Source organism: Flavobacterium sp. UBA7663 (assembly GCF_002483315.1).
In the GTDB taxonomy this organism is placed as follows: Bacteria; Bacteroidota; Bacteroidia; order Flavobacteriales; family Flavobacteriaceae; genus Flavobacterium.
In genome coordinates this window covers 174429-197704 of sequence record NZ_DLHR01000020.1, presented here as the reverse complement: position 1 = coordinate 197704, position 23276 = coordinate 174429, and the positions used below count along the sequence as shown (strand labels likewise).

Sequence of the window (23276 nt, the reverse complement as noted above, 5' to 3'; positions counted from 1 at the left end):
AAAAAATGGTAAACCATATTAGTAATGAAAAAGTCATAGAAGTAGAAAATCTTACCAAAAAATTTGGTGATTTTACTGCTGTAAAAGGAATTTCTTTTCATGTGAATAAGGGCGAAATTTTTGGCTTTCTTGGAGCAAATGGCGCAGGAAAAACTACAGCAATGAAAATGCTAATAGGTATTTCAAATCCTTCAAGCGGTAATGCTAACGTGGCGGGTTTTGATGTGCATACCCAAAGCGACGAAGTTAAAAAAAGTATTGGCTATATGAGCCAAAAATTTTCAATGTACGATGACTTAACTGTTCAGGAAAATATTACCTTTTTTGGAGGAATTTATGGTCTTCCAAGAAAACAAATTAAGAAAAAAACAGCTGAACTTATTGAAGAATTGCAATTAGGAGATATTACAAAATCAAGAGTAGGATCATTACCATTGGGATGGAAACAAAAACTAGCTTTTTCAGTTTCTTTGTTACATGAACCAAAAATTGTTTTTTTAGATGAACCTACAGGTGGTGTAGACCCTATAACCAGAAGACAATTTTGGGAACTTATCTATACGGAAGCAGATAAAGGAACCACTATTTTTGTAACCACACATTACATGGATGAAGCCGAATATTGTGATCGTGTTTCTATTATGGTAGACGGTGTTATTGAAGCCTTGGATACACCTAAAAACTTAAAAAAGCAATTTGATGTGGACTCTATGAATGAAGTATTCTTAAAATTAGCTCGAAATATTGAATAAAAGTATATACTATGAAACGATTTAAAGGTTTTGTAAAAAAAGAATTCTACCATATTTTTAGAGACAAACGATCATTGTTTATACTATTTGGTATGCCAATTGCTCAAATTTTACTGTTTGGCTTTGCTATAACAAACGAAATCAACAATGTAGATATTGCCATTTTAGATTATGCAAAAGATGCTGAATCTGAGAAAATTATCCAAAAAATAAAAGCATCAAAATATTTTAATATAGAGAATCAAATAGATAATGAAAAAGCTATTGAATCCGAATTCAAAAATGGAAAAATAAAAGCTGTATTACTATTTGAAAGAGACTTTGCAAAAAAATTAGAAAATCAAAAAAAAGCAACTGTTCAAGTTATTACTGATGCTACAGAACCTAATGTTGCTAATACTATTACAAACTATACACAATCAATAATTCAAAATTATCAAAATCAAAAAAACACAACTCAAGAACAAAGTGTTTCAATTGTTATGCAAACTCGAATGTTATACAATGCTGAACTAAAAAGCGTTTTTAACTTTGTACCTGGTGTAATGACAGTGATTTTAATGTTAGTTTCTGCCATGATGACCTCTATCTCTATTACAAGAGAAAAAGAATTAGGAACTATGGAAGTATTATTGGTTTCACCTCTAAAACCTTTTCAGGTGATTATTGGAAAAGTTTTTCCTTACGTTTTTTTATCAATTATAAATGCCGTTGTTATTGTTTCAATGGGCTATTTTATTTTTGGAATGCCAATAAGAGGAAGTCTTTTTTTATTAGCTTTTGAAAGTATTCTATTTATCATTACGGCACTTTCATTAGGTATTTTGATTTCAACAGTTTCAAATTCGCAACAAACCGCAATGATGCTTTCTTTAATGGGGTTAATGCTTCCTGTTATAATACTTTCAGGGTTTATTTTTCCTATTTCGTCCATGCCATTACCCATGCAAATTATGAGTAATATAATTCCCGCAAAATGGTTTATTATTATTGTAAAATCAATTATGCTTAAAGGAGTAGGAATAAGCTATATTATCAAAGAAACATTGATTTTGACATTAATGACATTGATTTTTATTGGGCTAAGTATCAAAAATTACAAAACCCGATTAGAATAAAAATTTAAAAAATGAGAACTATTTTATTCATAATACAGAAAGAGTTTAAGCAAATTTTTAGAGATAAAAGCATGCTGAGATTGATATTTATATTACCAATATTACAACTATTAATCCTTTCTAATGCAGCAACTTTTGATGTCAAAAACATTAGAATTTCATTTATAGATTCAGATAATTCTATTTCTTCACGTGTTTTAAAAGATAAATTTAATGCTAACAGTTATTTTAGTGTGACTAAAGAACTTACAAACCCAAAAGAAGGTTTAGATTTTTTACAAAAAGGAAGTACAGACATTGTGATAGAAATTCCCAATCAATTTGAAAAAATGCTTCAAAACGAAAAAAAAGCAGAATTACAAATCCAAATTAATGCCATAGATGCTGCTACAGCAGGAGTTCAAAATGTTTATGTCTCTCAAATAGTACAACAAGTAAATCAAGATATTGCTGTTAAAATTTATAATACAACTGAAAATCAAATTATTCTTAGTAGGATTGAAACTATACCCTCATTTTGGTATAATAACACTTTAAATTACAAGACCTTTATGGTACCTGGAATATTAGTTTTATTGGTAACAATGCTAACGCTTTTTCTTTCAGCTATGAATATTGTTAGAGAAAAAGAATTAGGAACTTTAGAACAAATTAATGTTACACCTATTAAAAAATATCAATTCATAATTGGAAAATTATTCCCTTTTTGGGTGCTTGGACTTATTATATTGAGTGTTGGATTAGTTATTTCAAAAGTAGTTTTTAATGTTCCAATGTTAGGAAGTATTCTTTTAGTTTATGGATTTACTTCTATTTATTTACTCTTAATTTTAGGATTTGGACTTTATATTTCTAACCACACTGAAACACAACAACAAGCGATGTTTATTGCGTGGTTTTTTATGGTAATTTTTATATTAATGAGTGGTTTATTTACACCTATTGAAAGTATGCCAAAATGGGCTCAAAACATCACCTTATTAAATCCTATTCGTTACTTCGTTGAGTTTATAAGAATGGTTTTATTAAAAGGTGCTGGCCTTAAAGAAGTACTACCTAATTTAGCAGCAATTTTAATTTTTGCAATATTAATTAATGGCTTAGCTGTGTGGAGCTATAAGAAAACGAATTAAGACCAAGGTCATTTCTTCTTGTTTTCAATTGATTTTGTCATTGGAATTTTAGAAATATCAAATATAATTGTCTCAGATCTTCCTTAAAAAAGTTCGAAACGCCTCTACTCTGCTCCACTAAAAACCCTGTAAAGTACTTATTTTACAGGGTTTTTTATTTTTATTGTGCGTTTTATTCTAAAACAAATCTACATTTTAACCGAATCTTAAATAAAGATATTCATAGTTTTTTATGAATACATTTTATTTAATAAAAAATAATCTGCAATTACTAAAGCAGCCATAGCTTCTACAATAGGAACAGCTCTTGGAACTACACAAGGATCATGTCTACCTTTTCCTTGCTGCTCTATAATATCACCCTGATTAGTTAAAACTTCTTGTTTTTGAATCAATGTTGCAACAGGTTTAAATGCTACTCGAAAATAAATATCCATCCCATTTGAGATTCCACCTTGAATTCCTCCAGAAAGATTACTTTTTGTAGTTCCATCAGTATTATATGAATCGTTGTGTTCGCTTCCTTTCATTTTAGCACCACAAAATCCGCTTCCAAATTCAAATCCTTTTACTGCATTTATAGAAAGCATTGCTTTTCCTAATTCGGCATGCAATTTATCAAAAACAGGTTCTCCTAAACCTATTGGCACATTTTGAATTACACAAGTAATTGTTCCACCTACAGTATCACCTTGTTTTTTAATTTCTTTAATATGATTTTCCATTTTTTGAGCTGTCGCCAAATCTGGACAACGAACTGAATTACTTTCAATCTTTGAAAAATCTAAATCTTGATAAGGTTTATCAATGAAAATTTCGCCTACAGATGAAACAAAAGCGTTTATTTTAATTTCAGAAATAATTTGCTTTGCGATGGCACCACCTACTACTCTACTTGCTGTTTCACGAGCCGAACTTCTTCCTCCTCCACGATAATCACGAATACCATATTTTTGTTCGTATACATAATCGGCATGACTTGGTCGATACGAGTCTTTTATATGTGAATAATCATTTGATTTTTGATTGGTATTTGGAATAATAAAACCAATCGGAGTTCCTGTAGTTTTACCTTCAAAAATTCCAGATAGAAACTGTACTTCGTCTTCTTCTTTTCGCTGCGTAACAATAGAAGATTGACCAGGTTTTCTTCTTTGCATTTCCGCTTGAATAAAATCAAAATCTAAATCAATTCCCGCAGGACACCCATCAATGATTCCTCCTAAAGCTTCTCCATGAGATTCACCAAAAGTCGTTAATTTTAATAATTTTCCAAAAGTATTTCCTGCCATAGCTTTATTTTTTCATCAATTACAAATTTAGCATAATTAAGTAACTAATTTCTTTCAAAATAATAAAAAACTAAAAATCAATTAAAGAGTTTTTTTATATCAGCATAATTAAAAAAGTAAAAAAATGAAAAATGTACATTTTATTGTCAGTGTACTATTAATTTCAATAATGTTTTCCTGTTCAAGTGATGATTCTAGTTCAGAAAATTCGAGTAATTTTTTAACGCCTTTAACTGTTGGAAGTTATTAGACTTATGATGTTGAAGGTCAATCAGGAAGTAGTAGAGATTCATTGTTTATAGATTCAGAAACAACAGTTAATAGTAATACATATAACGTTTTTAAAACAAGAGATAATATTGCTACAGGCTTTTATTCTTCTGCATTTCAAAATAATAAAGTTAGAGAATCTAACGGTAAATTATTGTTAACTGGTGATTTAGCTATATCAGCAGGTGTAATACTTCCTATTGATTTAGATTTAACCTTAAATGATTTTATAATTTTCAACAAAAATGCTTCAAATAATCAGGTATTAAACAGTTTTCCAAAAACGGGAACAATTAATGAAACCGTAAATGGTTATCCACTTTCAATAAATTATTCTTTACAATCTTATGGAGGAGAAACTCTTTCATCTTTCACAACTAACGGAATTACGTATACAAATGTTAAATCAACTAAAATTAAATTAAATATCAGTATTACAACTGTTATTACGGTTTTAGGATCTCCACAAACCATTACTGCTTTAGCGGCTCAAGATGTATTAGTTTCTACACAATATTTAGCTGATGGAATTGGGGTTGTTTACACTAATACTGTAACTTCATACAATCTCAATAGCTTTATTGCAGGTGAACTTGGAATACCTGCTACTTATACGCAAACACAAGAAGAATTTTTAGACACCTATCTTATAAACTGATAATAAACTATATTTTGGCATAGATTTTGTAAAACTATACCTATATTTGTAAAAACAGATTTATATGAAAAAAGCAATTTTATCTGCTATTATGCTACTAGGTTTAGCATTTAGCGCACAAGCTCAGGACATTTCAAAAAATGCATTAGGATTACGTATTGGAGATAATGATGGTTTCGGAGGAGAAATTTCTTATCAAAGAGGAATTGGTTCTAACAATCGTTTAGAATTTGATTTAGGTTGGAGAAACAGCAAAGATGTTGATGCTTTAAAATTAGTTGGTTTATATCAATGGGTTTGGAACATTGAGGGTGGTTTCAACTGGTATGCTGGTGTTGGTGCTGGTATTGGTAGTTGGAGTTATGACAAAAATGGATTTAGCGACAGCGGAACATTTGCTTTAGTTGCTGGAGATTTAGGTATTGAATATAACTTCCAAGAAGCTCCTTTTCAATTATCTTTAGACATTAGACCTGAATTCTATTTAAACAATAGTGGTGATAACCAGTTTAGAGAAGATAGTTTTGGTCCAGATATCGCTTTAGGTATACGTTATAAATTTAACTAAAATAAATAAAAAAAAGTCCCAATTAAATTGGGACTTTTTTTATTCAATTATTATTTTATCTCCTTTTGGAATTAAAGCTATACAATAAGGTGCTGTTATAACTGTTGTAGCTATTTCTCCTTTTTTAGGACCAGTTTCTTTCTTCTTAACAATAATAGACTCTTTACTCTTTGATAGAGATTCAATATCTATTTCATATCCACCAGAGTTTTTTTGTCCTTGATACAAAACTAAAACATTCTTCTTCTTAAAATCGACTGCTAAAAATTTAGCGTATTCAGTTTCATCTAATTTAAGTGATTCTATGAATTGAATATACATTTCATTATCTTGAATTAATAGATGACCTGATTTTTCAGCTCCACCCATTTCACTTTTGTAAATAACAGAGAATGAATTATCCATAACTTCTTTTGGAGCGCTACAAGACATTATTAGTACTAATAAAGGTAAAATTTTAATCATTATTACGAATTTAAAGCTTTAAAATACACTTGTTCATATAAAGGCATAATATTTTGAATATCAAATAATTTAGCCGTTTCCAAAGCGTTAACTTTAAACTGAGCCAACTTATTTTCGTCTTTTAAAAGTGAAATAGCATCGCTACTCATTTTAGCAACATCTCCTACATCACTTAAATATCCTGAAAAGCCATCTTTATTCACTTCTGGTAATCCACCGGAATTACTTGAAATCACAGGAACACCACAAGCCATAGCTTCTAAAGCAGCTAATCCAAAACTTTCGGTTTCTGAAGGCAACAAGAACAAATCAGAGAAGCATAAAATTTTATCAATTTCGTTACTGTTACCAAAGAAAATTACTTTGTTTTGAATACCTAATTGTTCACACAAATATTCTGCATTCTCTTTTTCTGGACCTTCGCCTACCATCATTAATTTGGATGGTACTTCTTTTTGGATTTCAAAGAAGATTCTAACGATATCATCTATTCGTTTAACTTTTCTGAAATTGGAAATATGAGTAATAATTTTTTCATTATCTGGTGCCATTAAAGAACGATGACACGGAATATTTTCTTTTAATTTGTCTTTGTTTAATTCGATGAAATTTGGAATTACTTCGATTTCATTTTTAATGTCAAATAATCGATACGTATCGTCTTTTAAACTTTGAGAAACGCTTGTTACCACATCTGATTTATTGATACTAAAACTTACTGCTGGCTTATAAAATGGATGATTCCCAACCAAGGTAATATCGGTTCCGTGTAATGTGGTTACCATTGGAATATGAATGCCTTCATCGGCTAACATTTGTTTTGCCATGTAACCTGCATAAGCATGAGGAATGGCATAATGTACGTGCAAAACATCAATTTTGTACAATTTAACCATATCAACCAATTTGCTTGAAAGCGCTAATTCATAAGGTTGATAGTGAAACAAAGGATATTCTGGAACGTGAACTTCATGATAATGTACATTTGGATTCAACAAGGCCAATCGTACGGGTTGACTGTAAGTAATGAAGTGAATTTCATGACCTCTTTTAGCTAATTCCAAACCAAGTTCAGTCGCAACAACTCCACTTCCTCCAAATGTAGGATAACAAACTATAGCAATTTTCATTTACGTAAATTTTGAAATAAAATTACCACTTCTAGAATTGGCAATTATAAAACATTTGTTAAAATTATTTTTTAAACGCAGATTCGTAAGTAGCAATCCAATCGGCAACTGTGATTTTTTTTACCAATTCACCAATCAATTCAAACGGAATGTTTTCTGGTTTTTTAATACGTAAACAACTTTTACCAATATCTAATTTTTGTTTCGAATGTTTTGGATATTCAGTTACAAACCATTCATACAATTCAGGAATGGCATAAATTCCCATGTGATAAAAATTGATGCTATTTTTTTGACTAGCAAATCCCATAAAAGGCAAAGCTTGCTTTGGATCACAATGATATCCTTTTGGATAAATAGAATGTGGTACCACGTAACCTGCCATACCATAACCCATTCCTTCTTGAAAACCTTCTGGAAGATTTTCTAAAATTATATTTCTTAATTTTTGCAACGCTTCTCTTCTATCTACTGGAGCTTCGTTGATGTATTGATCTACTGTAGTTGCTTCTGATGTCATGGTTAATTTTTTGAAATTAGAGAATTAAATTTACGAAAATTACTCAACAATTGCTTCATAAATCACTTTTTGAATATTCTCTCTGATATTTTCTTTCGATAATTTATTTGTTGCATTAGAATCTGGATAGGTTCTATTTGATAAGAAAACATAAACAATTTCTTTTTCTGGGTCAGCCCAAGTCATAGTCCCTGTAAAACCTGTATGCCCGAAACTTGTTAATGAAACACAACCGCATGTTGGACCTTCGTTTCCTAATTGTGGTTTATCGAAACCAACTCCTCTTCTATTTCCATCTTTACAGAAATAACACGTATTAAACATGTTAAACGTATTTTCAGAAATATATGTTCTTCCGCCATAACTCCCTTTCTGAAGATACATCTGCATCACTTTTGCTACATCTAAAGCATTAGCAAACAAACCAGCATGACCTGAAATTCCACCTTGCATGGCTGCCGCCATATCATGTACATAACCTTGTACTGGTTGATGTCTGAAATAGGTATCATTTTCAGTTGGAATAATTCTATTTGAATTCATTTTTCGTAATGGATTGTACATAATAGAATTAGCACCTAAAGGCTCAAAAAAATTAGTATGTGCCAAATCTTCAAGTGATTTTTTATTGTGTAATTCTAAATATTCTTTAAAAAGAATGAAAGTAAAATCACTGTATTTGTATTGTTTTTTAGGCAACAATTCACTGTCTAAAATGGTTTTTACAATCGTATCATTATAATCTTTTCTCAAATACAATTTATCGGCTACATGAATTGGAAATTCATCTGAAGACTCGCTTCTATAAAAATGTGTACTCGGTCGGTTTAAACTGTCTAAAGTGGCTTTATAAAACGGAATCCATGGCTGAAAACGAGCTTGATGTGTTAACATGTCTAAAACTGTTGCATTTGCTTTGTTTGAATTTTTAGCTTCTGGCAACATGGTTTTTAACTTGGTTTCTAATGTTAAATGACCTTGATCAAATTCTTGCATTACATTTGGCAAAGTAGCAACAATTTTGGTTAACGAAGCAATATCATAAACATCCGAATTATTTACTTTTTGGTTCGATTCATACGTGTGATTTCCGAATGATTTTTGATAAATTACTTTTCCTTTTCGAGCCACAACTACTTGAAGTCCAGGTGTCATTTTCTTAGAAATCGCATAGTTTGCAATCGAATCAATTTTAGTCAAAACTTTTGAATTCATTCCAACATTTTCTGGAATTGAAAATCCCAAACGTTTAATTTCTAAAGTTTCTATTCCTTCATTTACTTTGAATTCATCATCAATAGAAACAGGTAATTTTCCTTTAGCTCCCATTGATCCAAAGATGATTTGAGGAGCAATAGTTTGGGCAATATCATTGTTTTGATAGGCAACTACAATGGTTTCAATATCTTCGAAGTTTTTTAAATTTGTTAATGAATATGGTTTGGTAAAACAAGTTAAAATCACATCATTTTGTTTGGAAATTTGATTAATCCAAAGCATTTCTTTGAAATTTAAATTGTGATTTCTCCAAGCGCCATCTTGTTTATGATAACCAATAATTACTTTAGTATAATCTTGTAATTGTACTAAAACCGAATCTAAATTCTTGTTAGTAATTTCACTAATTGAAGCGTAATTTCTCAAATTAGCCAAAAACGTATCTGATTTATCGTTTCCTAATTTGATGTAAGCTATTTTCTCTTTTTCAATATTGCGAACCGGAATTAACTTATCGTGATTTTTAATTACCGTTACTGCATTTTCATATAATTTGTAATTCAAAGCGTCATATTCAACTGCATTCAAATCTTGGTATAAATTATCTAAAACGATGGGTTGATAATTATTCAAATTTGCTTTGTATTTATAAGCTAAAATTTTTTTAACCGAATACATCAAACGTTCTTCGGTGATGATTCCTTTATCAAATGCTTCTTTAAACTTTTTTATTGCAACTGGAACATTTTCAGCAAATAACAATACATCATTCCCTGCTAAAAAAGCCTCTAAATCAATATCTCCAGGTTTTTTAAAATTACTAGCGCCTTTCATATTTAACGCATCGGTAAAAATTAAGCCTTCAAATTGCAGTTCTTTTTTTAATATATCGGTAACAACTGGATACGAAATTGAAGTTGGATAATTGGTTCTTGGTTCTAAACTTGGCACATTCAAATGCGCTACCATTACACTTGTTAATCCGTTTTTAATCAATTCTTTATATGGAAAAAGCTCTACATCATTCAAACGATTTCTGTCGAAATTAACAACGGGTAATGTATGATGTGAATCGGTTGAAGTATCACCATGACCTGGGAAATGTTTGGCTGTTGCATAAACGCCTTCATCTTGTAAACCTTTCATTAATGCAATCGCTCTAGCGGTAACATTTTCTTTAGTTTCTCCAAACGAACGATTGCCAATAATTGGATTTTTTGGATTCGTATTGATGTCCACAACTGGAGCAAAATTGAAATGAATTCCCATTCGTTTTGATTGTTTTGCCATTTGATTTCCAGCTTTTTCAATTAATTTCATATCTTGAACAGCTCCAAGCGTCATGTTCCAAGGATAACGATAGGTAGAATCCAATCGCATGCTTAATCCCCATTCGGCATCAATTCCTATGAATAAAGGTACTTTTGATTTAGCTTGAAAACGATTGGTTAATTTCGCCTGACGAACTGGTCCGCCTTGGAAAAAGATTAATCCTCCAATTTTATATTCTTCTACTAATTTATCGATTGATTTATTATGTGCTTCGTCTTTATTTGAATAAGCAGCAACCATAAACAACTGCCCTACTTTTTCTTCAAACGAAAATTGGTTGTAAATACTGTCTACCCAAACTTGTTGTGAAACTACTTTTTTAGCAGTTAAAACAGGTTTAGTTGTATTTTGGGAAAATGATATATGTATAAAAACTACCGAAAACAGTAGTGTGAGCACTCTTTGCATAAATTATAGTTTGATTTTTTAACTTAGAACTAAATCCATGCCAAAATACTACATCTTTACTTTAAAATAAAGCGTTTTAGGTTTATTTTATGAAGAAAGTTGTTAACTAGAGATTCTAATCTTTTTCTGGAAGACATAAAAAATTAATCTATCAAATCGATATGGCGGTCGTGATAGCCTAATAAATACAAAACACCATCTAATCCAATGCTCGAAATAGAACTTTGCGCATTATCTTTTACTTTAGGTTTCGCATGAAAAGCAATTCCTAAACCAGCAAGATTAAGCATTGGTAAATCGTTAGCACCATCACCAACGGCAATTGTTTGGTTAATATCAATTCCTTCTCTACGTACTATTTCTTTTAGATATTCGGCTTTTTTATTACCATCTACAATTTCACCTACATAACCACCGGTAAGAACTCCGTCTTTGATTTCTAATTCATTTGCATAAACGTAATCAATTCCCAATTCTTTTTGCAGATATTTTCCAAAATAAGTAAATCCACCGGAAAGAATTGCGGTTTTAAAACCATACGATTTTAAAGTATCTATTAATCTTCTTGCTCCTTTGGTTATTGGTAAATTAACAGCAACTTCTTCAAGAACTTCTTCTCTTAAACCTTTTAAAAGCAGCATTCTTTGTTTAAAACTTTCTTGAAAATCAATTTCGCCTTGCATGGCTAATTCGGTAATGGCTCTAACTTGTTCGCCAACACCGGCAAGTTCGGCAAGTTCGTCAATTACTTCGGTTTGAATTAAAGTGGAATCCATATCAAAACAAACTAAACGACGATTTCTTCTAAAGATATTATCTTCTTGAAATGCGATGTCTAAATTTAATTCAGAGGAAATAGCCATAAATTTTTCTGTAAATTCTGACTTATCTTTTATTTCACCACGAATTGATAATTGAATGGAAGATCTTGGATAATCGTCTTCTTTAACTAAAGAAACTCTGCCTGTTAAACGCTTGATAGCATCTATATTTAAGTTTTTTTCCGAAATTACTTTCGTAACTTGAGAAATCTGTTCGGCTGTTAATTTTTCTCCTAAAAGCGTTACGATATAGCGGTCTTTACCTTGGAGTTTTACCCATTTTTCGTAATCTTCTAACGAAATGGGTTTGAATTTAGCCTTAATTCCTAATTCATAAGATTTGAATAAAATATCTTTTAATACAGCAGCTGATTTTTTTCCCGATTTGATTTGGAACAAAATACCCAATGAAAGTGTGTCGTGAATATTAGCCTGACCAATATCTAAAACATTTGCATCATATTCTGCTAAAACAGCAGTTAAAGAAGAAGTTAATCCGGGCTTGTCATGCCCGGAAATACTTAATAAGAATATATCGCTATCCATGAAATATTTTGAGAAATGAATCTAAAAAAATCTATTATGCCAACTTTCGCTAGCTGGAACTTCCCAAAAATCTTGCCATTCACCTAGTGTGTTTACTAAATTATTGAAAACAATAGTATTTCCAGAAACAGCTTTTTCTTTTGCTAATTTTTTGAAATCGATAAGTGGTTTAAAAGCAACGTGTTCACCCATTTTAAAGGTTACATTCATTTTATCCAGTAAATCAACCTCATATTTTTGTTCCAAATTTTGAATAAAAGCAACTGAAGCATCAATTGAACATCCAGTTGCCGCTTGTACTTCCTGATTTACTGCAATAATTATAAAGCGATTGTATTTTGTTACAAAAGAAGCTTCTAATTGTTGACCGTGAGCAGACCACTCTTCTAAAAAAGAAGTCAAATCTGTTTCAATTTCTTGAATTTCTTCGTCAGAAAATTTTCTATTGGATTGATAAATCCAAATTTTTGATTCTTCTGGCAAGCTATCAAATGGTACAAACATGTTTATTTTTTTATGATATCAGTAACAATTTTATACGATACAAACTTGCCTAATTTAGCATCAAATAATTCCATTTCATAATATATAACATCAACAGCATCAGATGCTTTTAATACTTTATCCGTTAATAAAAAGGCATTATCAAAACTACTTAATAAGATGAATTGATTAGTTTTACCAGAATCTTCTTTTACAATAAATGTTATGAATTGCTCTGATTTAATTTCTGAAATTTTTCCAGAAATTGTAAGTTCTTCAGCATCAACAACTTCTTCATTATCTCCTGATTCTTCATCTAACATAAATTTAAAAACAGCTGGACATTTTAAACCCATTCTAGCACCAATATTAGTTGCTAACTCTTCCATTTTTTTATCGTTAGAAATTACATTTTTTCCATAATGTTTTTCTACATCTTTCTCATAAGCATTGATACCTTCAATCAAACAGATTCCGATGGTTAATTCAAAATTTTCTTTTGTAAGCTCTTGTTTTTCAGTACACTCACAAGCTTTTTCGGCTAATTTATCAGATAATTGATCTTTAGTAAGTTTTTGTGCAAAAGCAACATTTCCAACAAGGATAAATAATAATAGAACTTTTTTCATTTTTAGTTTTTAATTTATAAATTTTGTGCGTTTGCGATTATTTCTGCAATATCTAAGACTTTAACATCATTTTCTTTGTGTGCAAATTTCACTCCATCAGTCATCATTGTATTGCAATAAGGACATCCAGTAGCTATAATATTTGGAGTAGTTTCAAGAGCATCTTGTGTTCTTAAAACGTTGATTTCCATATTCCCTTTTTCAGGTTCTTTAAACATTTGAGCTCCGCCAGCACCGCAACATAAAGCAGAACTTTTACTTCTCTTCATCTCTACAATTTGGGCATTTGTTTGAGACAATATTTCCCTTGGAGCCTGGTATTCATTATTGGCTCTACCTAAATAACACGGATCATGAAAGGTTATGCGACTACCTTTATAAGTATCTTTATTAAAATCAATACGCCCTTCTTTTAAAAGCTGTTGAATAAATTGAGTGTGATGTAAAACTTCATAATTTCCACCTAAACTAGGATATTCATTTTTTAAGCAATTAAACGAATGAGGATCACAGGTTACAATTTTTTTTACTTCGTAAGCATTAAGCAACTCAATATTCATAAAAGCTTGCATTTGAAATAAAAATTCATTTCCAGCTCTTTTTGCTACATCTCCAGTACAACTTTCTTCGGTTCCTAAAACTGCAAAATTTACATTTGCTTTATTTAAAATTTTAACGAAAGCTCTTGTGATTTTTTTTGCTCTGTCATCGAAACTACCAGCAGAACCTACCCAAAATAAAATCTCAGGTTGTTTTCCTTCGGCCATCATTTCGGCCATTGTTGGTACAATTAAATTTTCTGACATATTATATACTATTTATGATAGTTAATGTAAAATTATTCGTTTACCCAATTTAAACGATCCATTTGATTGTAAGGCCAAGGCGCACCATTGTTTTCAATATTACTCATCATATTGTTCAATTCCATTGGTGCTGCGCTTTGTTCCATTACCAAATAACGACGCATATCAATAATAATTGATAACGGACTAATATTAATAGGACATTCTTCAACACATGCATTACAAGTTGTACAAGCCCATAATTCTTCTGGTGTGATATAATCGTTTAATAATGATTTTCCATCATCTACAAATACACCTTTATTTAAATCGATATTTCTTCCTACTTCCTCTAAACGATCACGCGTATCCATCATAATCTTACGAGGCGATAATTTTTTACCTGTTTGATTTGCTGGACATGAAGACGTACAACGACCACATTCGGTACAACTATATGCATTTAATAACTGAACCCAGTTTAAATCTTGAACATCAGAAGCTCCAAATTTAGCTGGAACTGCATCTGGATTTGCTGGCGCTGCAAACGGGTCAGCACTTGGATCCATCATTAATTTTACTTCGTTTGTAACACTTTCTAAATTGTTTAATTTTCCTTTTGCATTTAAATCTGCAAAGTAAGTATTAGGGAAAGCTAGTAAAATGTGCAAGTGTTTAGAGAAATATAAATAGTTCAAGAAAACTAAAATTCCAGCAATGTGTAACCACCAAGCAGCTCTTTCAATAATTACAACTAAACCTTCGCTCATTCCGTTGAACATTGGAGCGATAAATTGAGAAATCGGAAAACTTCCTGCTTGATTATAATGTCCTATTCCTAAATTTTGCAAGTGAAAATCAGCAGCATTCATTAATAGGAATAACGTCATCAATACAACTTCAAAATATAAAATGTAATTAGCGTCATTTCTTGGCTTTCCATCTAAATCTGAACTAGCGAAACGCCCCAATTTGGTAACATTTCTTCTAATCCAAAAGATAATAACGGTGATTAAAACTAAGAAAGCTAAAATTTCGAATGAGCCAATTAACACATCATAAAATCCACCCATGAATGATAACACTCTGTGAGTTCCGAAAAGTCCATCGATGATAATTTCGATTACTTCGATATTGATAATTACGAATCCAACATAAACTATGATGTGTAAAAATCCTGCAATAGGACGCTTTACCATTTTAGATTGACCTAAGGCAACCATAGTCATATTCTTCCAACGTTCAGAAGAATTATCGCTACGATCTACATCGTGTCCTAATTTAATATTACGAATTAGTTTTTTTACATTAATTGCAAAATAACCAATACCTATTGCTAAAAGCAATGCGAAGAAAATATTATCTAAAAATTGCATCGTATAAAATTTACTTTTTGATTGTATCGTTTACTGGAGCTACATAAGGCTTGTTTTTCTTTCCAAAAACAGAAACATTTACATAACGTGTTGGATTTAGTCGAACGTCTTGTAATAACAATTCTAATTCTTTAGAAGTATTAGTGAAGTTATTATACATAGCATCGTCTTTCATCAATTTCCCTATAGTTCCTTTTCCTTGTTCTATGTCGGTCATTATTTTATCAACATTTGCTAATGTTTTTTCTAAATTTTTAACCGTTTGTCCCAAATTAGCTTTAGCTAGAGAATCAGACATTTTTGAAAAATTAGCAGCCGTTTTATCAAAATTAGTCATAGTTGAATTGATTTTCAATTTGTTATCAGCAATCATTTCGTTGATATTTTTTGAAGCTACACTAAATTCGGAAAGTGTTTTATTTAGCTCAGCAATACTATTTTTTAGATTTTGCTTCGTTCTTTCGTCTAGGATTTCATTTACGTTTGTAAATAAAACATCTGCATTGTCAAGTAATTTTTGAACTTTATATTGTAAAGGTTCTAATTGTTGCGCTAAAGCATCAGTTAATCCTAGCTTACTACTTGCTTTTAAGTAATCACCTGTTTTTATATAATCTTTATCTTGAAAATTAGGTTTGATAGCAATTTGTCTTCCTCCTACTAAACCAGAATCATAGATTTCAGCAACACTAGATTTAGCAATTGGAAAATCAGTTGTTATTTGCATTTCTACTAATAACTTTCCATCAGGTTGAATGGTAATTGAGTTTACTTTACCAATAGACAAGCCGTTTAACGTAACTGGAGCTGAATTTACAAGTCCGGCTACATTATCATACACAACATAAACTCTTGTGCTGCTATCAAATAAGTCTTTGCCTTTTAAAAAATTATATCCCCAAATAAATAAAAATATTGAGACAATAACGAGGATGGCGGTTTTGATTTCTTTAGTTAGTTTCAAAGCTTGATAATTTTTAACAAAAATAAACTTTTATTTTATTTTATTGCATCGGTAACGTTTATTTTTATTCCATCTTTATAAGCTACAATAAACGCAGTAGAATATCCTTTTTTCTTGGCTTCTTCTAATTTTTGCTTAGCAGCATCATAATTTTTTTCTGAGGCGTAAAAATATTTAAATAAACTACCTGAAGATTCAACCGAAATTGGACTTAATCCTTTAAAGTTTGAAGGGGTTGTAGCTAATTCTTTTGTACTAGCCGAAATTTGAATTTTAAAAACAATTCCTTTTTCTGTGGCTTTTTCTACTTTCTTAACAACTTCCTCTTTTTTAGGAGTTTCTTTGACAATGGTTTCTTCTTTTTTATCAATGATTTTAATATCTTCTTTTACATTATCATTATTTGAAGGATTGAAAAATTCGTTTTTATAATCCATTATAGCACCTGCAATTGCCTCAGCTAATTTATTTTGCCCCTCTTCTGAATTTAAAAATTCTCCCTCTTCTTTATTAGACACAAATCCCATTTCAACCAAGACTCTTGGCATCGTAATTTGACGCAGTACTAAGAATCCTGCTTGCTTTACACCTCTGTTTTTGTTGTCGGTTTTCTTGGTGAAAAATTCCTGAACTCTTCCTGCTAGTTCAATACTTTGGTCAAGGTGTTCTTCTTGTAAAATTGAAATTCCGATAACTGATTCGGGTGAATTTGGGTCAAAACCATCATATTTAATTTTATAATCGGTTTCCAAAGTAACTACTTCGTTTTCATTTTTTGCTACTTCTAAGTTCGAAGCATTTCGGGTAATACCCATTACATAAGTTTCGTTTCCAGAAGCGGCTTGATTTTTATTCGCATTACAATGCATCGAAACAAAAATACTTCCCTTCGATTTATTGGCAATATTGGCACGTTGTTGTAATTCAATAAAAACATCCGATTTGCGTGTATACACCACATCAATTTGCGGGTCTTTTTCTAAAATAGCTCCTACACGAAGTGTTGTTTGCAAAGCAATATTTTTTTCAATGTTACCATGATATACAGCACCATAATCTTTTCCGCCATGACCAGCATCTAAAACTACTTTAAACTTTTGACCTTGACTATATCCTGATAAAAAATGCATTGCAATGACTACAAATACAATTCTCTTAAACATACGCTTTTCTTTTTATTTTGTAAATGTTACTATGTAAGCAGAAGTATATCCTTTTTTCTTTGCTTCTTCTAATTTTTTCTTACAAGCTACTAGATCTGTTTCTTCTCCGTAAAAATACTTGTATAACTTTTTGTCTTTTTCAACTGATATTTGCTTTAAACCTTTAAAATTTGAAGGTTTAGTATCCAGCTTTTTTGTTCCAGCTGCAATTTGAACCTTATAATAGGTCTTATTTGATTTTTCGCTATTCGAATTATTATTTTCAGAATTTGAATCTGTTTTTGTAGGCGTTCCATTTTCAACCGTTTCTCTTTCCGCAACTACCCCATTAAAGAAATTATTTTTATAAGATACAATAGCATTTGAAATCGATTCCGACATTTCTTCTTTTCCTTTTTCAGAACTTAAATATTTACCTTCAACTGGATGCGAAACAAAACCTAATTCAATTAAAACTCCTGGCATAACTGTAGCATCTAAAACCCAGATAGGTTGTTGCTTTACTCCTCTTGAAAATCTATTATTATTTTTAACAAAGTTAGTTTCAATTTCAGATGCTAAACTAATACTTTGGTCTAAAAACTCTTCTTGTAAAATTTTCAAACCCAATAAAGTTTCTGGATTATTTGGATCAAAGCCCTTATACTTTTCATTATAATCTTTTTCTAAAAAGATAACGCCATTCTCTTTTTTTGCAATATCTAAATTAGTATCGGTTCGAGACATTCCCATTACAAAAGTCTCTGTTCCTCTTGCTGCTGTACTTTTAACTCCATTACAATGCACTGAAATAAATAAATTAGCTTTTGCCTTATTAGCAATATTAGCACGCTCTTTTAATCCTATAAAAACATCTGTTTTTCTTGTGTAAACTACTTCAATACTATTATTTTTCTCTAAAATTTTACCAATTTTAAGTACCACATCTAAAACTACATCTTTCTCCTTTATTCCGTTTTTTATTGCTCCAGGGTCTTCTCCTCCATGACCAGCATCTAAAACCACCTTAAATTTAGAAGTGTTTTGACTAAATCCAAAGCTGAATGTGAAAAATAAAACCAGTAAAGACAAGTATTTAGTGTTTTTTTTAGATGGCATAAAACAATTGATAAGTTTATAAGTTATAATTTTATTAAAACATTATTTTTGCAAAAAAATATATGTAAGTTTGACACTTCAAAAAGTGAGCCAAATTTTTACAAAAATACTATTAAAAGCATTGCATACAAAGTTATTTCATATCGTTTTTTCAGTAATTTTTCTAACACTAGGAACTACTTTCGTTTTTTCTCAGGAAACTCCTATACCAAATACGGTTACTTTATCAAAATCTGACATTGAAAAAGTAAAAGATTCTACTGCTTCCACTAAAGACACCATTAAAAAGAAAAAACCTTTTTTAGATGGAGTAGTCAACATGAAAGCTAAAGAGTATGAAAAACTTGACCAAAAGAAAAAAACTGTTACTCTTCATGATGAAGCAGAAATCTACTATACCGATTTTGAACTTAAAGCAGGGAGAATTGTTTTAGACTATGAAAAAAATCTAGTTTATGCAGGTAGATTAAAAGATTCGGCAGGAAATTATATTCAACGTCCTATATTCAAACAAGGAGAGAACGTTGTTGAGCCTGATTCTATTATTTTTCATACCAAATCTAAAAGAGCTAAAGTTTGGAATTCTCGAACGCAACAAGGAGAACTTTTTATAAAAGCTGAAATTTCTAAAAAAGAAAACGATTCGGTTTATTTTATGAAGAATGCCAGAATGACTACTTCTAAAAATATTGACGATCCTGAATATTATTTTTTAGTTAAAAGAGTAAAGTTTGTGCCTAAGAAAAAAGTAGTTATCAGTTCTACTCAAATGTACATTGCGGATGTTCCTACTCCTATTTGGTTGCCGTTTGGTTATTTTCCTATGACTGAGAAAAGTACTTCAGGTTTTATCATGCCAACACCCGGACAAAACAATCAGCAAGGATATTTTTTACAAAACGGAGGTTACTACTTTGCACTTAGCGATTATTACGATTTGGCAGTTTTAGGAGATTATTACACAAATGGTAGTTATGGTTTAAGAGCCGAAAGTAGTTACGCGAAACGCTATAAATTTAATGGTCGTGTAAATCTTAGATTTGAAAACAACATTCAAAGTGAAAAAGGTTTTCCAGATTATCTAAAATCCAGACAATACAACATCCAATGGTCACACAACCAAGACACAAAAGCTTCCCCAAATTCTAGATTTTCAGCATCGGTAAATTTAGGAAGTAGTCAATACTTTAGACAATCGATAAATTTGAACAACATTGGTTCAACAGTAAACAACAACTTAAGTTCTTCTGTTTCCTATTCAAAGACCTTTCAAACGGTTCCTCAAGTAAACATGTCATTGTCTGCAACGCATTCTCAAAATACAAATACGCAACAAATCGACATGACACTTCCAACATTTCAAGCAAGTGTTGATCGTATTTTTCCCTTTGCTTCTGGGGATGGTGTTAAAAAAGGATTCATAAAAAATATTAATTTACAATATAATATTAGAGGAGAAAACAGAATTCGTACAACTGATTCGTTATTCTTTAAACCTCAAATGTTTAGAGATGCTCGAACAGGGTTTCAACATTCTATTCCTATTAGTACTAATTTTAAAGTTTTTAGACACTTTAGTGTTACAGCTAGTGCTAATTATAATGAAGTTTGGACGTTAAACACTATCGAAAAATTTTATAGCGCTACAGAAAACAAAGTAGTTACTGTAGATCAAAAAGGTTTTGAATCTTACCGTACTTATAATTTCAATGTTGGAATTGGAACAACACTTTATGGTACTTTTAATTTTGGAGAAGGTAAAAAAATTGAAGCTATTCGCCATGTAGTTCGACCAAATATTTCATATGGCTATACTCCAAGTTTTGATCAATACTTTGAAAGATATGCTTTAGATGCTACTGGAATAAATTTTGCCGATTATACAAAATTTGATAACGGTCTTTTTGGTTCACCTTCAAATAGTATTTCCAATGCATTAAATTTATCAGTAAGTAATACTTTTGAAGCTAAAGTAAAAGATAAGGAAAGTAAAAAAGGTGAGACTAAGAAAGTAATGCTTTTAAACAACTTAAATTTTGCTACTCGATACGATTTTACAGCCGATTCTTTAAAATTAAAAGAAATTTCGGTTAGTGGTGGAACACAATTGTTCAAACAAAAAATGAGTGTCAATTTTGCAGCTGTTCTTGATCCGTATGCGATTGATAATTCGGGAAGAAGAATAGAAAAATTCAACATTGATAATGGTGGAAGTTTACTAAGATTGCCTCGCGCGAATTTAACTTTAAACTATAGTTTTTCAAGTGCTGATGGTGACAATAAAAATAAATCAAATGAACAAAATGTTCAAAATGGAGGTCGTGAAGACGATTTATTTGGTGTAGGTGCTGATTTAAGTGATAACCGCCAAAGTTTGTTTAAAAAAGACGAAGAAGGTGAGAAAAAAGATTCTAATTCAGAATGGTACAATACTAAACTGCCTTGGGATTTAGTTATTGCTTATTCAATGAATTATAACAATACAAACAGACAAAACGAAATTGCTTCTCACTCTTTAATGGCATCAGGAAATATCGAATTAGCGCCAAGATGGAAAGTTGGATTTTCATCAGGATATGATTTTGTTCAAAAAGGCGTTACGTTTACACAATTGCGTTTTGAGCGTGATTTAGAAAGCTGGAGAATGAGTTTTAACTGGGTACCATTTGGACAAAACACCTATTGGGGCTTTTTCATAGGAATTTCATCTTCTATATTAAGTGATATTAAATACGACAAACGTCAATTACCAGATCGCGTTTTTAGACAATAAAAAACTACAACATGAAAAAAATTATTTATACCGATAAAGCGCCTGCTCCTATTGGACCCTATAACCAAGCAGTTTTAGTAGGTAACACCTTATACACTTCTGGACAAATTGCTTTAAACCCAGTCACTATGGAGTTGGTTTTAGACGATATTGAAACCGAAACCAAACAAGTAATGGAAAACATGAAAGCTGTTTTAACTGCAGCCGACATGACGTTTGAAAACGTAATTAAAACCACCATTTTCATTATGAATATGGGCGATTTTGCAAGAATTAATACCGTTTATGGTAGCTATTTCGACGAAGCTACAGCGCCAGCAAGAGAAACCGTACAAGTAGCTTGTTTACCAAAAAATGTAAATATTGAAATCTCAATGATAGCAGTTAAATAAATTTGCTAGACATTATAATATGAAATCCTCACAATTTTTGTGGGGATTTTTTTATATATTAGCTAAATTATGTTTTTATTTACTAGTTAGCAGAAATATTATCATGACAGTGGAGAAAATAGGAGTTGCAGTAATTCAATCTTTAAGCTCAGATGAAAAACAAACTGGAAAAGAATTGTTTGAAACTACTTTGAAATATATTTCTTTTTCAAAAAATTATCTTGAAAATGATTTTTTTGACGTCAGTAATAGTGAAGATTTTTTCAAAGTATTTACTGAACTAATTAAGAAAGCAGTAACCGAAAATAAATTCTATTTTCTACATTTTGAAATTCATGGAAGTGAATATGGAATTGAATTAAAAAATGGTGACTTTATAACTTGGAAACAGTTACTCGAGCCACTTAGAGAATTGAATATTTTATACAAAAATCAATTGAGTATTTATCTTGCTGTTTGTCACGGTAATACTTTACTAAGATCAATAGAACCATTAAAAAGATCCCCTTTCGCTTTTATCATTGGTAGTTTCTTTGAAATCTATAATTCAGATATTTTAAATGGATTTGAAAAATTCTATTCAATTTTTTTTGAAAATTTTAAAATCGAGTACGCATTACAGGAAATGAAAAAAACATGTAAAAAGAGTGATTTCACAATTATCACAAGCAATTATGTGATAGATACATTGTTAGAAATGGAATCGAAAAGTAATGAAAAAGAAAAACTAATAAAAATGTTAAACGAAACTTTTGATCAGGATAGTAAAATTGAAAAAAAATTAGCAGAAGAAATCAAAGAAAAAATTATTCAGGAGTTTGAAAACCATAAAATCGATAAAGATTATTTTTTAATGAATGATTTAACAAATACTTATGATAACAGCGGTTTAGGTCAATTATCTTAATAAAATCTCGGTCGCTCGGAATTACATTCCGTAACTACAAAATACATAAAAGTTAAACTTCATCCAATCCCAACAATAACAACTGCGCTGTTGCTTCATTGGTAGCTAAAGGCACATTGTGTACATCGCAAATACGAATTAGCATATTAATATCCACTTCGTGGGCGTGACTGGAGTTTGGATCTTTAAAGAATAAAACCATTTTTGTTTTTCCTTCTGCTACACGCGCTGCAATTTGAGCATCGCCACCTAATGGTCCTGAAAGCATTTTCTTTACTTTAAAACCGGCTGCTTCTGCCCTGCCGCCTGTTGTTCCGGTAGCAATAATTTTAAGATTATCTTTTAATAAAAGGGCTTTGTTTTTATTTAAAAACTGCACCATATCGGCTTTTTTTCCGTCGTGTGCTATAATAGCTATTTCCATGTTTTTTAATTTCATTACAAATATAAAAAGAAAAAATCCCAAATCAATTGC

At 30.7% G+C, this 23276-nt stretch carries 22 protein-coding genes; 8 read left to right on the top strand and 14 right to left on the bottom strand.

What is annotated here, in order from left to right; translation table 11 throughout:
• Nucleotides 1-5 precede the first annotated feature (5 nt).
• Genes B2741_RS10020 through B2741_RS10010 form a run of 3 tightly spaced genes read left to right on the top strand, consistent with a single transcriptional unit; the run spans nucleotide 6 to nucleotide 3003 of the window.
• The gene (locus B2741_RS10020) at nucleotides 6-752 is read left to right on the top strand and encodes an ABC transporter ATP-binding protein (RefSeq protein ID WP_414655308.1); all 747 of its coding nucleotides are present in this window, start codon (nucleotides 6-8) and stop codon (nucleotides 750-752) included.
• A gap of 11 nt (nucleotides 753-763) precedes the next feature.
• Nucleotides 764-1870: an ABC transporter permease gene (locus B2741_RS10015; protein WP_291138395.1), complete on the top strand. Its 1107-nt coding sequence runs from the start codon at nucleotides 764-766 to the stop codon at nucleotides 1868-1870.
• Nucleotides 1871-1881: 11 nt separating this feature from the next.
• Nucleotides 1882-3003, top strand: coding sequence for an ABC transporter permease (locus tag B2741_RS10010; protein ID WP_291138392.1), 1122 nt, complete (start codon nucleotides 1882-1884; stop codon nucleotides 3001-3003).
• Between the two features lie 230 nt (nucleotides 3004-3233).
• Here the strand turns inward: B2741_RS10010 and aroC are convergent, their stop codons facing one another.
• Nucleotides 3234-4295 (bottom strand): chorismate synthase, encoded by a 1062-nt coding sequence (gene aroC, locus B2741_RS10005; protein ID WP_291138389.1) that lies wholly within the window; start codon nucleotides 4293-4295, stop codon nucleotides 3234-3236.
• A gap of 292 nt (nucleotides 4296-4587) precedes the next feature.
• On the opposite strand from aroC, the gene B2741_RS10000 reads away from it, so the two are divergent.
• Both B2741_RS10000 and B2741_RS09995 read left to right on the top strand, forming a co-directional pair.
• Nucleotides 4588-5223 carry a hypothetical protein gene (locus B2741_RS10000; protein WP_291138386.1) on the top strand — a complete coding sequence of 212 codons (636 nt, stop codon included), beginning with the start codon at nucleotides 4588-4590 and terminating at the stop codon, nucleotides 5221-5223.
• A 64-nt stretch (nucleotides 5224-5287) separates the two neighbouring features.
• Entirely contained in the window at nucleotides 5288-5791 is a 504-nt protein-coding gene (locus B2741_RS09995) for an outer membrane protein (protein ID WP_291138385.1), read from the top strand.
• A gap of 39 nt (nucleotides 5792-5830) precedes the next feature.
• Here B2741_RS09995 and B2741_RS09990 read toward each other — a convergent pair whose 3' ends face one another.
• The 12 genes from B2741_RS09990 to B2741_RS09935 all read right to left on the bottom strand — a co-directional run bounded on the left by B2741_RS09990 (nucleotide 5831) and on the right by B2741_RS09935 (nucleotide 18729).
• Nucleotides 5831-6256: a protease complex subunit PrcB family protein gene (locus B2741_RS09990; RefSeq protein ID WP_291138382.1), complete on the bottom strand. Its 426-nt coding sequence runs from the start codon at nucleotides 6254-6256 to the stop codon at nucleotides 5831-5833.
• Nucleotides 6257-6258: 2 nt separating this feature from the next.
• Nucleotides 6259-7386: an N-acetyl-alpha-D-glucosaminyl L-malate synthase BshA gene (gene bshA / locus B2741_RS09985; protein ID WP_291138379.1), complete on the bottom strand. Its 1128-nt coding sequence runs from the start codon at nucleotides 7384-7386 to the stop codon at nucleotides 6259-6261.
• A 64-nt stretch (nucleotides 7387-7450) separates the two neighbouring features.
• Nucleotides 7451-7906, bottom strand: coding sequence for a DUF1801 domain-containing protein (locus tag B2741_RS09980; protein ID WP_291138377.1), 456 nt, complete (start codon nucleotides 7904-7906; stop codon nucleotides 7451-7453).
• A 39-nt stretch (nucleotides 7907-7945) separates the two neighbouring features.
• Nucleotides 7946-10864: a glycoside hydrolase family 3 N-terminal domain-containing protein gene (locus B2741_RS09975; RefSeq protein ID WP_291138374.1), complete on the bottom strand. Its 2919-nt coding sequence runs from the start codon at nucleotides 10862-10864 to the stop codon at nucleotides 7946-7948.
• Between the two features lie 143 nt (nucleotides 10865-11007).
• Complete coding sequence (gene serB / locus B2741_RS09970) at nucleotides 11008-12231, bottom strand: phosphoserine phosphatase SerB (RefSeq protein ID WP_291138371.1); 1224 nt, start codon at nucleotides 12229-12231, stop codon at nucleotides 11008-11010.
• Between the two features lie 21 nt (nucleotides 12232-12252).
• Complete coding sequence (locus B2741_RS09965; protein ID WP_291138368.1) at nucleotides 12253-12735, bottom strand: ABC transporter ATPase; 483 nt, start codon at nucleotides 12733-12735, stop codon at nucleotides 12253-12255.
• Nucleotides 12736-12737: 2 nt separating this feature from the next.
• Nucleotides 12738-13343 (bottom strand): hypothetical protein, encoded by a 606-nt coding sequence (locus B2741_RS09960; protein WP_291138365.1) that lies wholly within the window; start codon nucleotides 13341-13343, stop codon nucleotides 12738-12740.
• A gap of 14 nt (nucleotides 13344-13357) precedes the next feature.
• The gene (locus B2741_RS09955) at nucleotides 13358-14149 is read right to left on the bottom strand and encodes a (Fe-S)-binding protein (protein WP_291138362.1); all 792 of its coding nucleotides are present in this window, start codon (nucleotides 14147-14149) and stop codon (nucleotides 13358-13360) included.
• Between the two features lie 32 nt (nucleotides 14150-14181).
• Nucleotides 14182-15504 carry a (Fe-S)-binding protein gene (locus B2741_RS09950; protein ID WP_291138359.1) on the bottom strand — a complete coding sequence of 441 codons (1323 nt, stop codon included), beginning with the start codon at nucleotides 15502-15504 and terminating at the stop codon, nucleotides 14182-14184.
• Nucleotides 15505-15514: 10 nt separating this feature from the next.
• On the bottom strand, nucleotides 15515-16468 hold the full coding sequence (locus tag B2741_RS09945) for an MlaD family protein (RefSeq protein WP_291138356.1): 954 nt from the start codon (nucleotides 16466-16468) through the stop codon (nucleotides 15515-15517).
• A 35-nt stretch (nucleotides 16469-16503) separates the two neighbouring features.
• A complete protein-coding gene (locus B2741_RS09940) occupies nucleotides 16504-17631 on the bottom strand; it encodes an N-acetylmuramoyl-L-alanine amidase family protein (RefSeq protein ID WP_291138353.1) in 1128 nt (375 codons plus the stop codon).
• 12 nt (nucleotides 17632-17643) lie between these two features.
• Nucleotides 17644-18729 carry an N-acetylmuramoyl-L-alanine amidase family protein gene (locus B2741_RS09935; protein WP_291138351.1) on the bottom strand — a complete coding sequence of 362 codons (1086 nt, stop codon included), beginning with the start codon at nucleotides 18727-18729 and terminating at the stop codon, nucleotides 17644-17646.
• 70 nt (nucleotides 18730-18799) lie between these two features.
• Between B2741_RS09935 and B2741_RS09930 the strand changes: the two genes are divergently transcribed.
• The 3 genes from B2741_RS09930 (at nucleotide 18800) to B2741_RS09920 (ending at nucleotide 22801) form a co-directional block, all read left to right on the top strand.
• Nucleotides 18800-21502 carry a putative LPS assembly protein LptD gene (locus B2741_RS09930; protein WP_291138348.1) on the top strand — a complete coding sequence of 901 codons (2703 nt, stop codon included), beginning with the start codon at nucleotides 18800-18802 and terminating at the stop codon, nucleotides 21500-21502.
• An 11-nt stretch (nucleotides 21503-21513) separates the two neighbouring features.
• Entirely contained in the window at nucleotides 21514-21894 is a 381-nt protein-coding gene (locus tag B2741_RS09925) for a RidA family protein (protein ID WP_291138345.1), read from the top strand.
• A gap of 103 nt (nucleotides 21895-21997) precedes the next feature.
• A complete protein-coding gene (locus B2741_RS09920) occupies nucleotides 21998-22801 on the top strand; it encodes a hypothetical protein (RefSeq protein WP_291138342.1) in 804 nt (267 codons plus the stop codon).
• Nucleotides 22802-22853: 52 nt separating this feature from the next.
• Here the strand turns inward: B2741_RS09920 and B2741_RS09915 are convergent, their stop codons facing one another.
• Nucleotides 22854-23225: a methylglyoxal synthase gene (locus B2741_RS09915; protein WP_291138339.1), complete on the bottom strand. Its 372-nt coding sequence runs from the start codon at nucleotides 23223-23225 to the stop codon at nucleotides 22854-22856.
• Nucleotides 23226-23276 lie beyond the last annotated feature (51 nt).

Excerpts from the sequence above, each read along its gene's own strand:
- B2741_RS10020 (WP_414655308.1), top strand. The coding sequence starts at position 6 with ATGGTAAACCATATTAGTAATGAAAAAGTCATAGAAGTAGAAAATCTT.
- B2741_RS10015 (WP_291138395.1), top strand. The coding sequence starts at position 764 with ATGAAACGATTTAAAGGTTTTGTAAAAAAAGAATTCTACCATATTTTT.
- B2741_RS10010 (WP_291138392.1), top strand. The coding sequence starts at position 1,882 with ATGAGAACTATTTTATTCATAATACAGAAAGAGTTTAAGCAAATTTTT.
- aroC (WP_291138389.1), bottom strand. The coding sequence starts at position 4,295 with ATGGCAGGAAATACTTTTGGAAAATTATTAAAATTAACGACTTTTGGT.
- B2741_RS09995 (WP_291138385.1), top strand. The coding sequence starts at position 5,288 with ATGAAAAAAGCAATTTTATCTGCTATTATGCTACTAGGTTTAGCATTT.
- B2741_RS09990 (WP_291138382.1), bottom strand. The coding sequence starts at position 6,256 with ATGATTAAAATTTTACCTTTATTAGTACTAATAATGTCTTGTAGCGCT.
- bshA (WP_291138379.1), bottom strand. The coding sequence starts at position 7,386 with ATGAAAATTGCTATAGTTTGTTATCCTACATTTGGAGGAAGTGGAGTT.
- B2741_RS09980 (WP_291138377.1), bottom strand. The coding sequence starts at position 7,906 with ATGACATCAGAAGCAACTACAGTAGATCAATACATCAACGAAGCTCCA.
- B2741_RS09975 (WP_291138374.1), bottom strand. The coding sequence starts at position 10,864 with ATGCAAAGAGTGCTCACACTACTGTTTTCGGTAGTTTTTATACATATA.
- serB (WP_291138371.1), bottom strand. The coding sequence starts at position 12,231 with ATGGATAGCGATATATTCTTATTAAGTATTTCCGGGCATGACAAGCCC.
- B2741_RS09965 (WP_291138368.1), bottom strand. The coding sequence starts at position 12,735 with ATGTTTGTACCATTTGATAGCTTGCCAGAAGAATCAAAAATTTGGATT.
- B2741_RS09960 (WP_291138365.1), bottom strand. The coding sequence starts at position 13,343 with ATGAAAAAAGTTCTATTATTATTTATCCTTGTTGGAAATGTTGCTTTT.
- B2741_RS09955 (WP_291138362.1), bottom strand. The coding sequence starts at position 14,149 with ATGTCAGAAAATTTAATTGTACCAACAATGGCCGAAATGATGGCCGAA.
- B2741_RS09950 (WP_291138359.1), bottom strand. The coding sequence starts at position 15,504 with ATGCAATTTTTAGATAATATTTTCTTCGCATTGCTTTTAGCAATAGGT.
- B2741_RS09940 (WP_291138353.1), bottom strand. The coding sequence starts at position 17,631 with ATGTTTAAGAGAATTGTATTTGTAGTCATTGCAATGCATTTTTTATCA.
- B2741_RS09935 (WP_291138351.1), bottom strand. The coding sequence starts at position 18,729 with ATGCCATCTAAAAAAAACACTAAATACTTGTCTTTACTGGTTTTATTT.
- B2741_RS09925 (WP_291138345.1), top strand. The coding sequence starts at position 21,514 with ATGAAAAAAATTATTTATACCGATAAAGCGCCTGCTCCTATTGGACCC.
- B2741_RS09920 (WP_291138342.1), top strand. The coding sequence starts at position 21,998 with ATGACAGTGGAGAAAATAGGAGTTGCAGTAATTCAATCTTTAAGCTCA.
- B2741_RS09915 (WP_291138339.1), bottom strand. The coding sequence starts at position 23,225 with ATGGAAATAGCTATTATAGCACACGACGGAAAAAAAGCCGATATGGTG.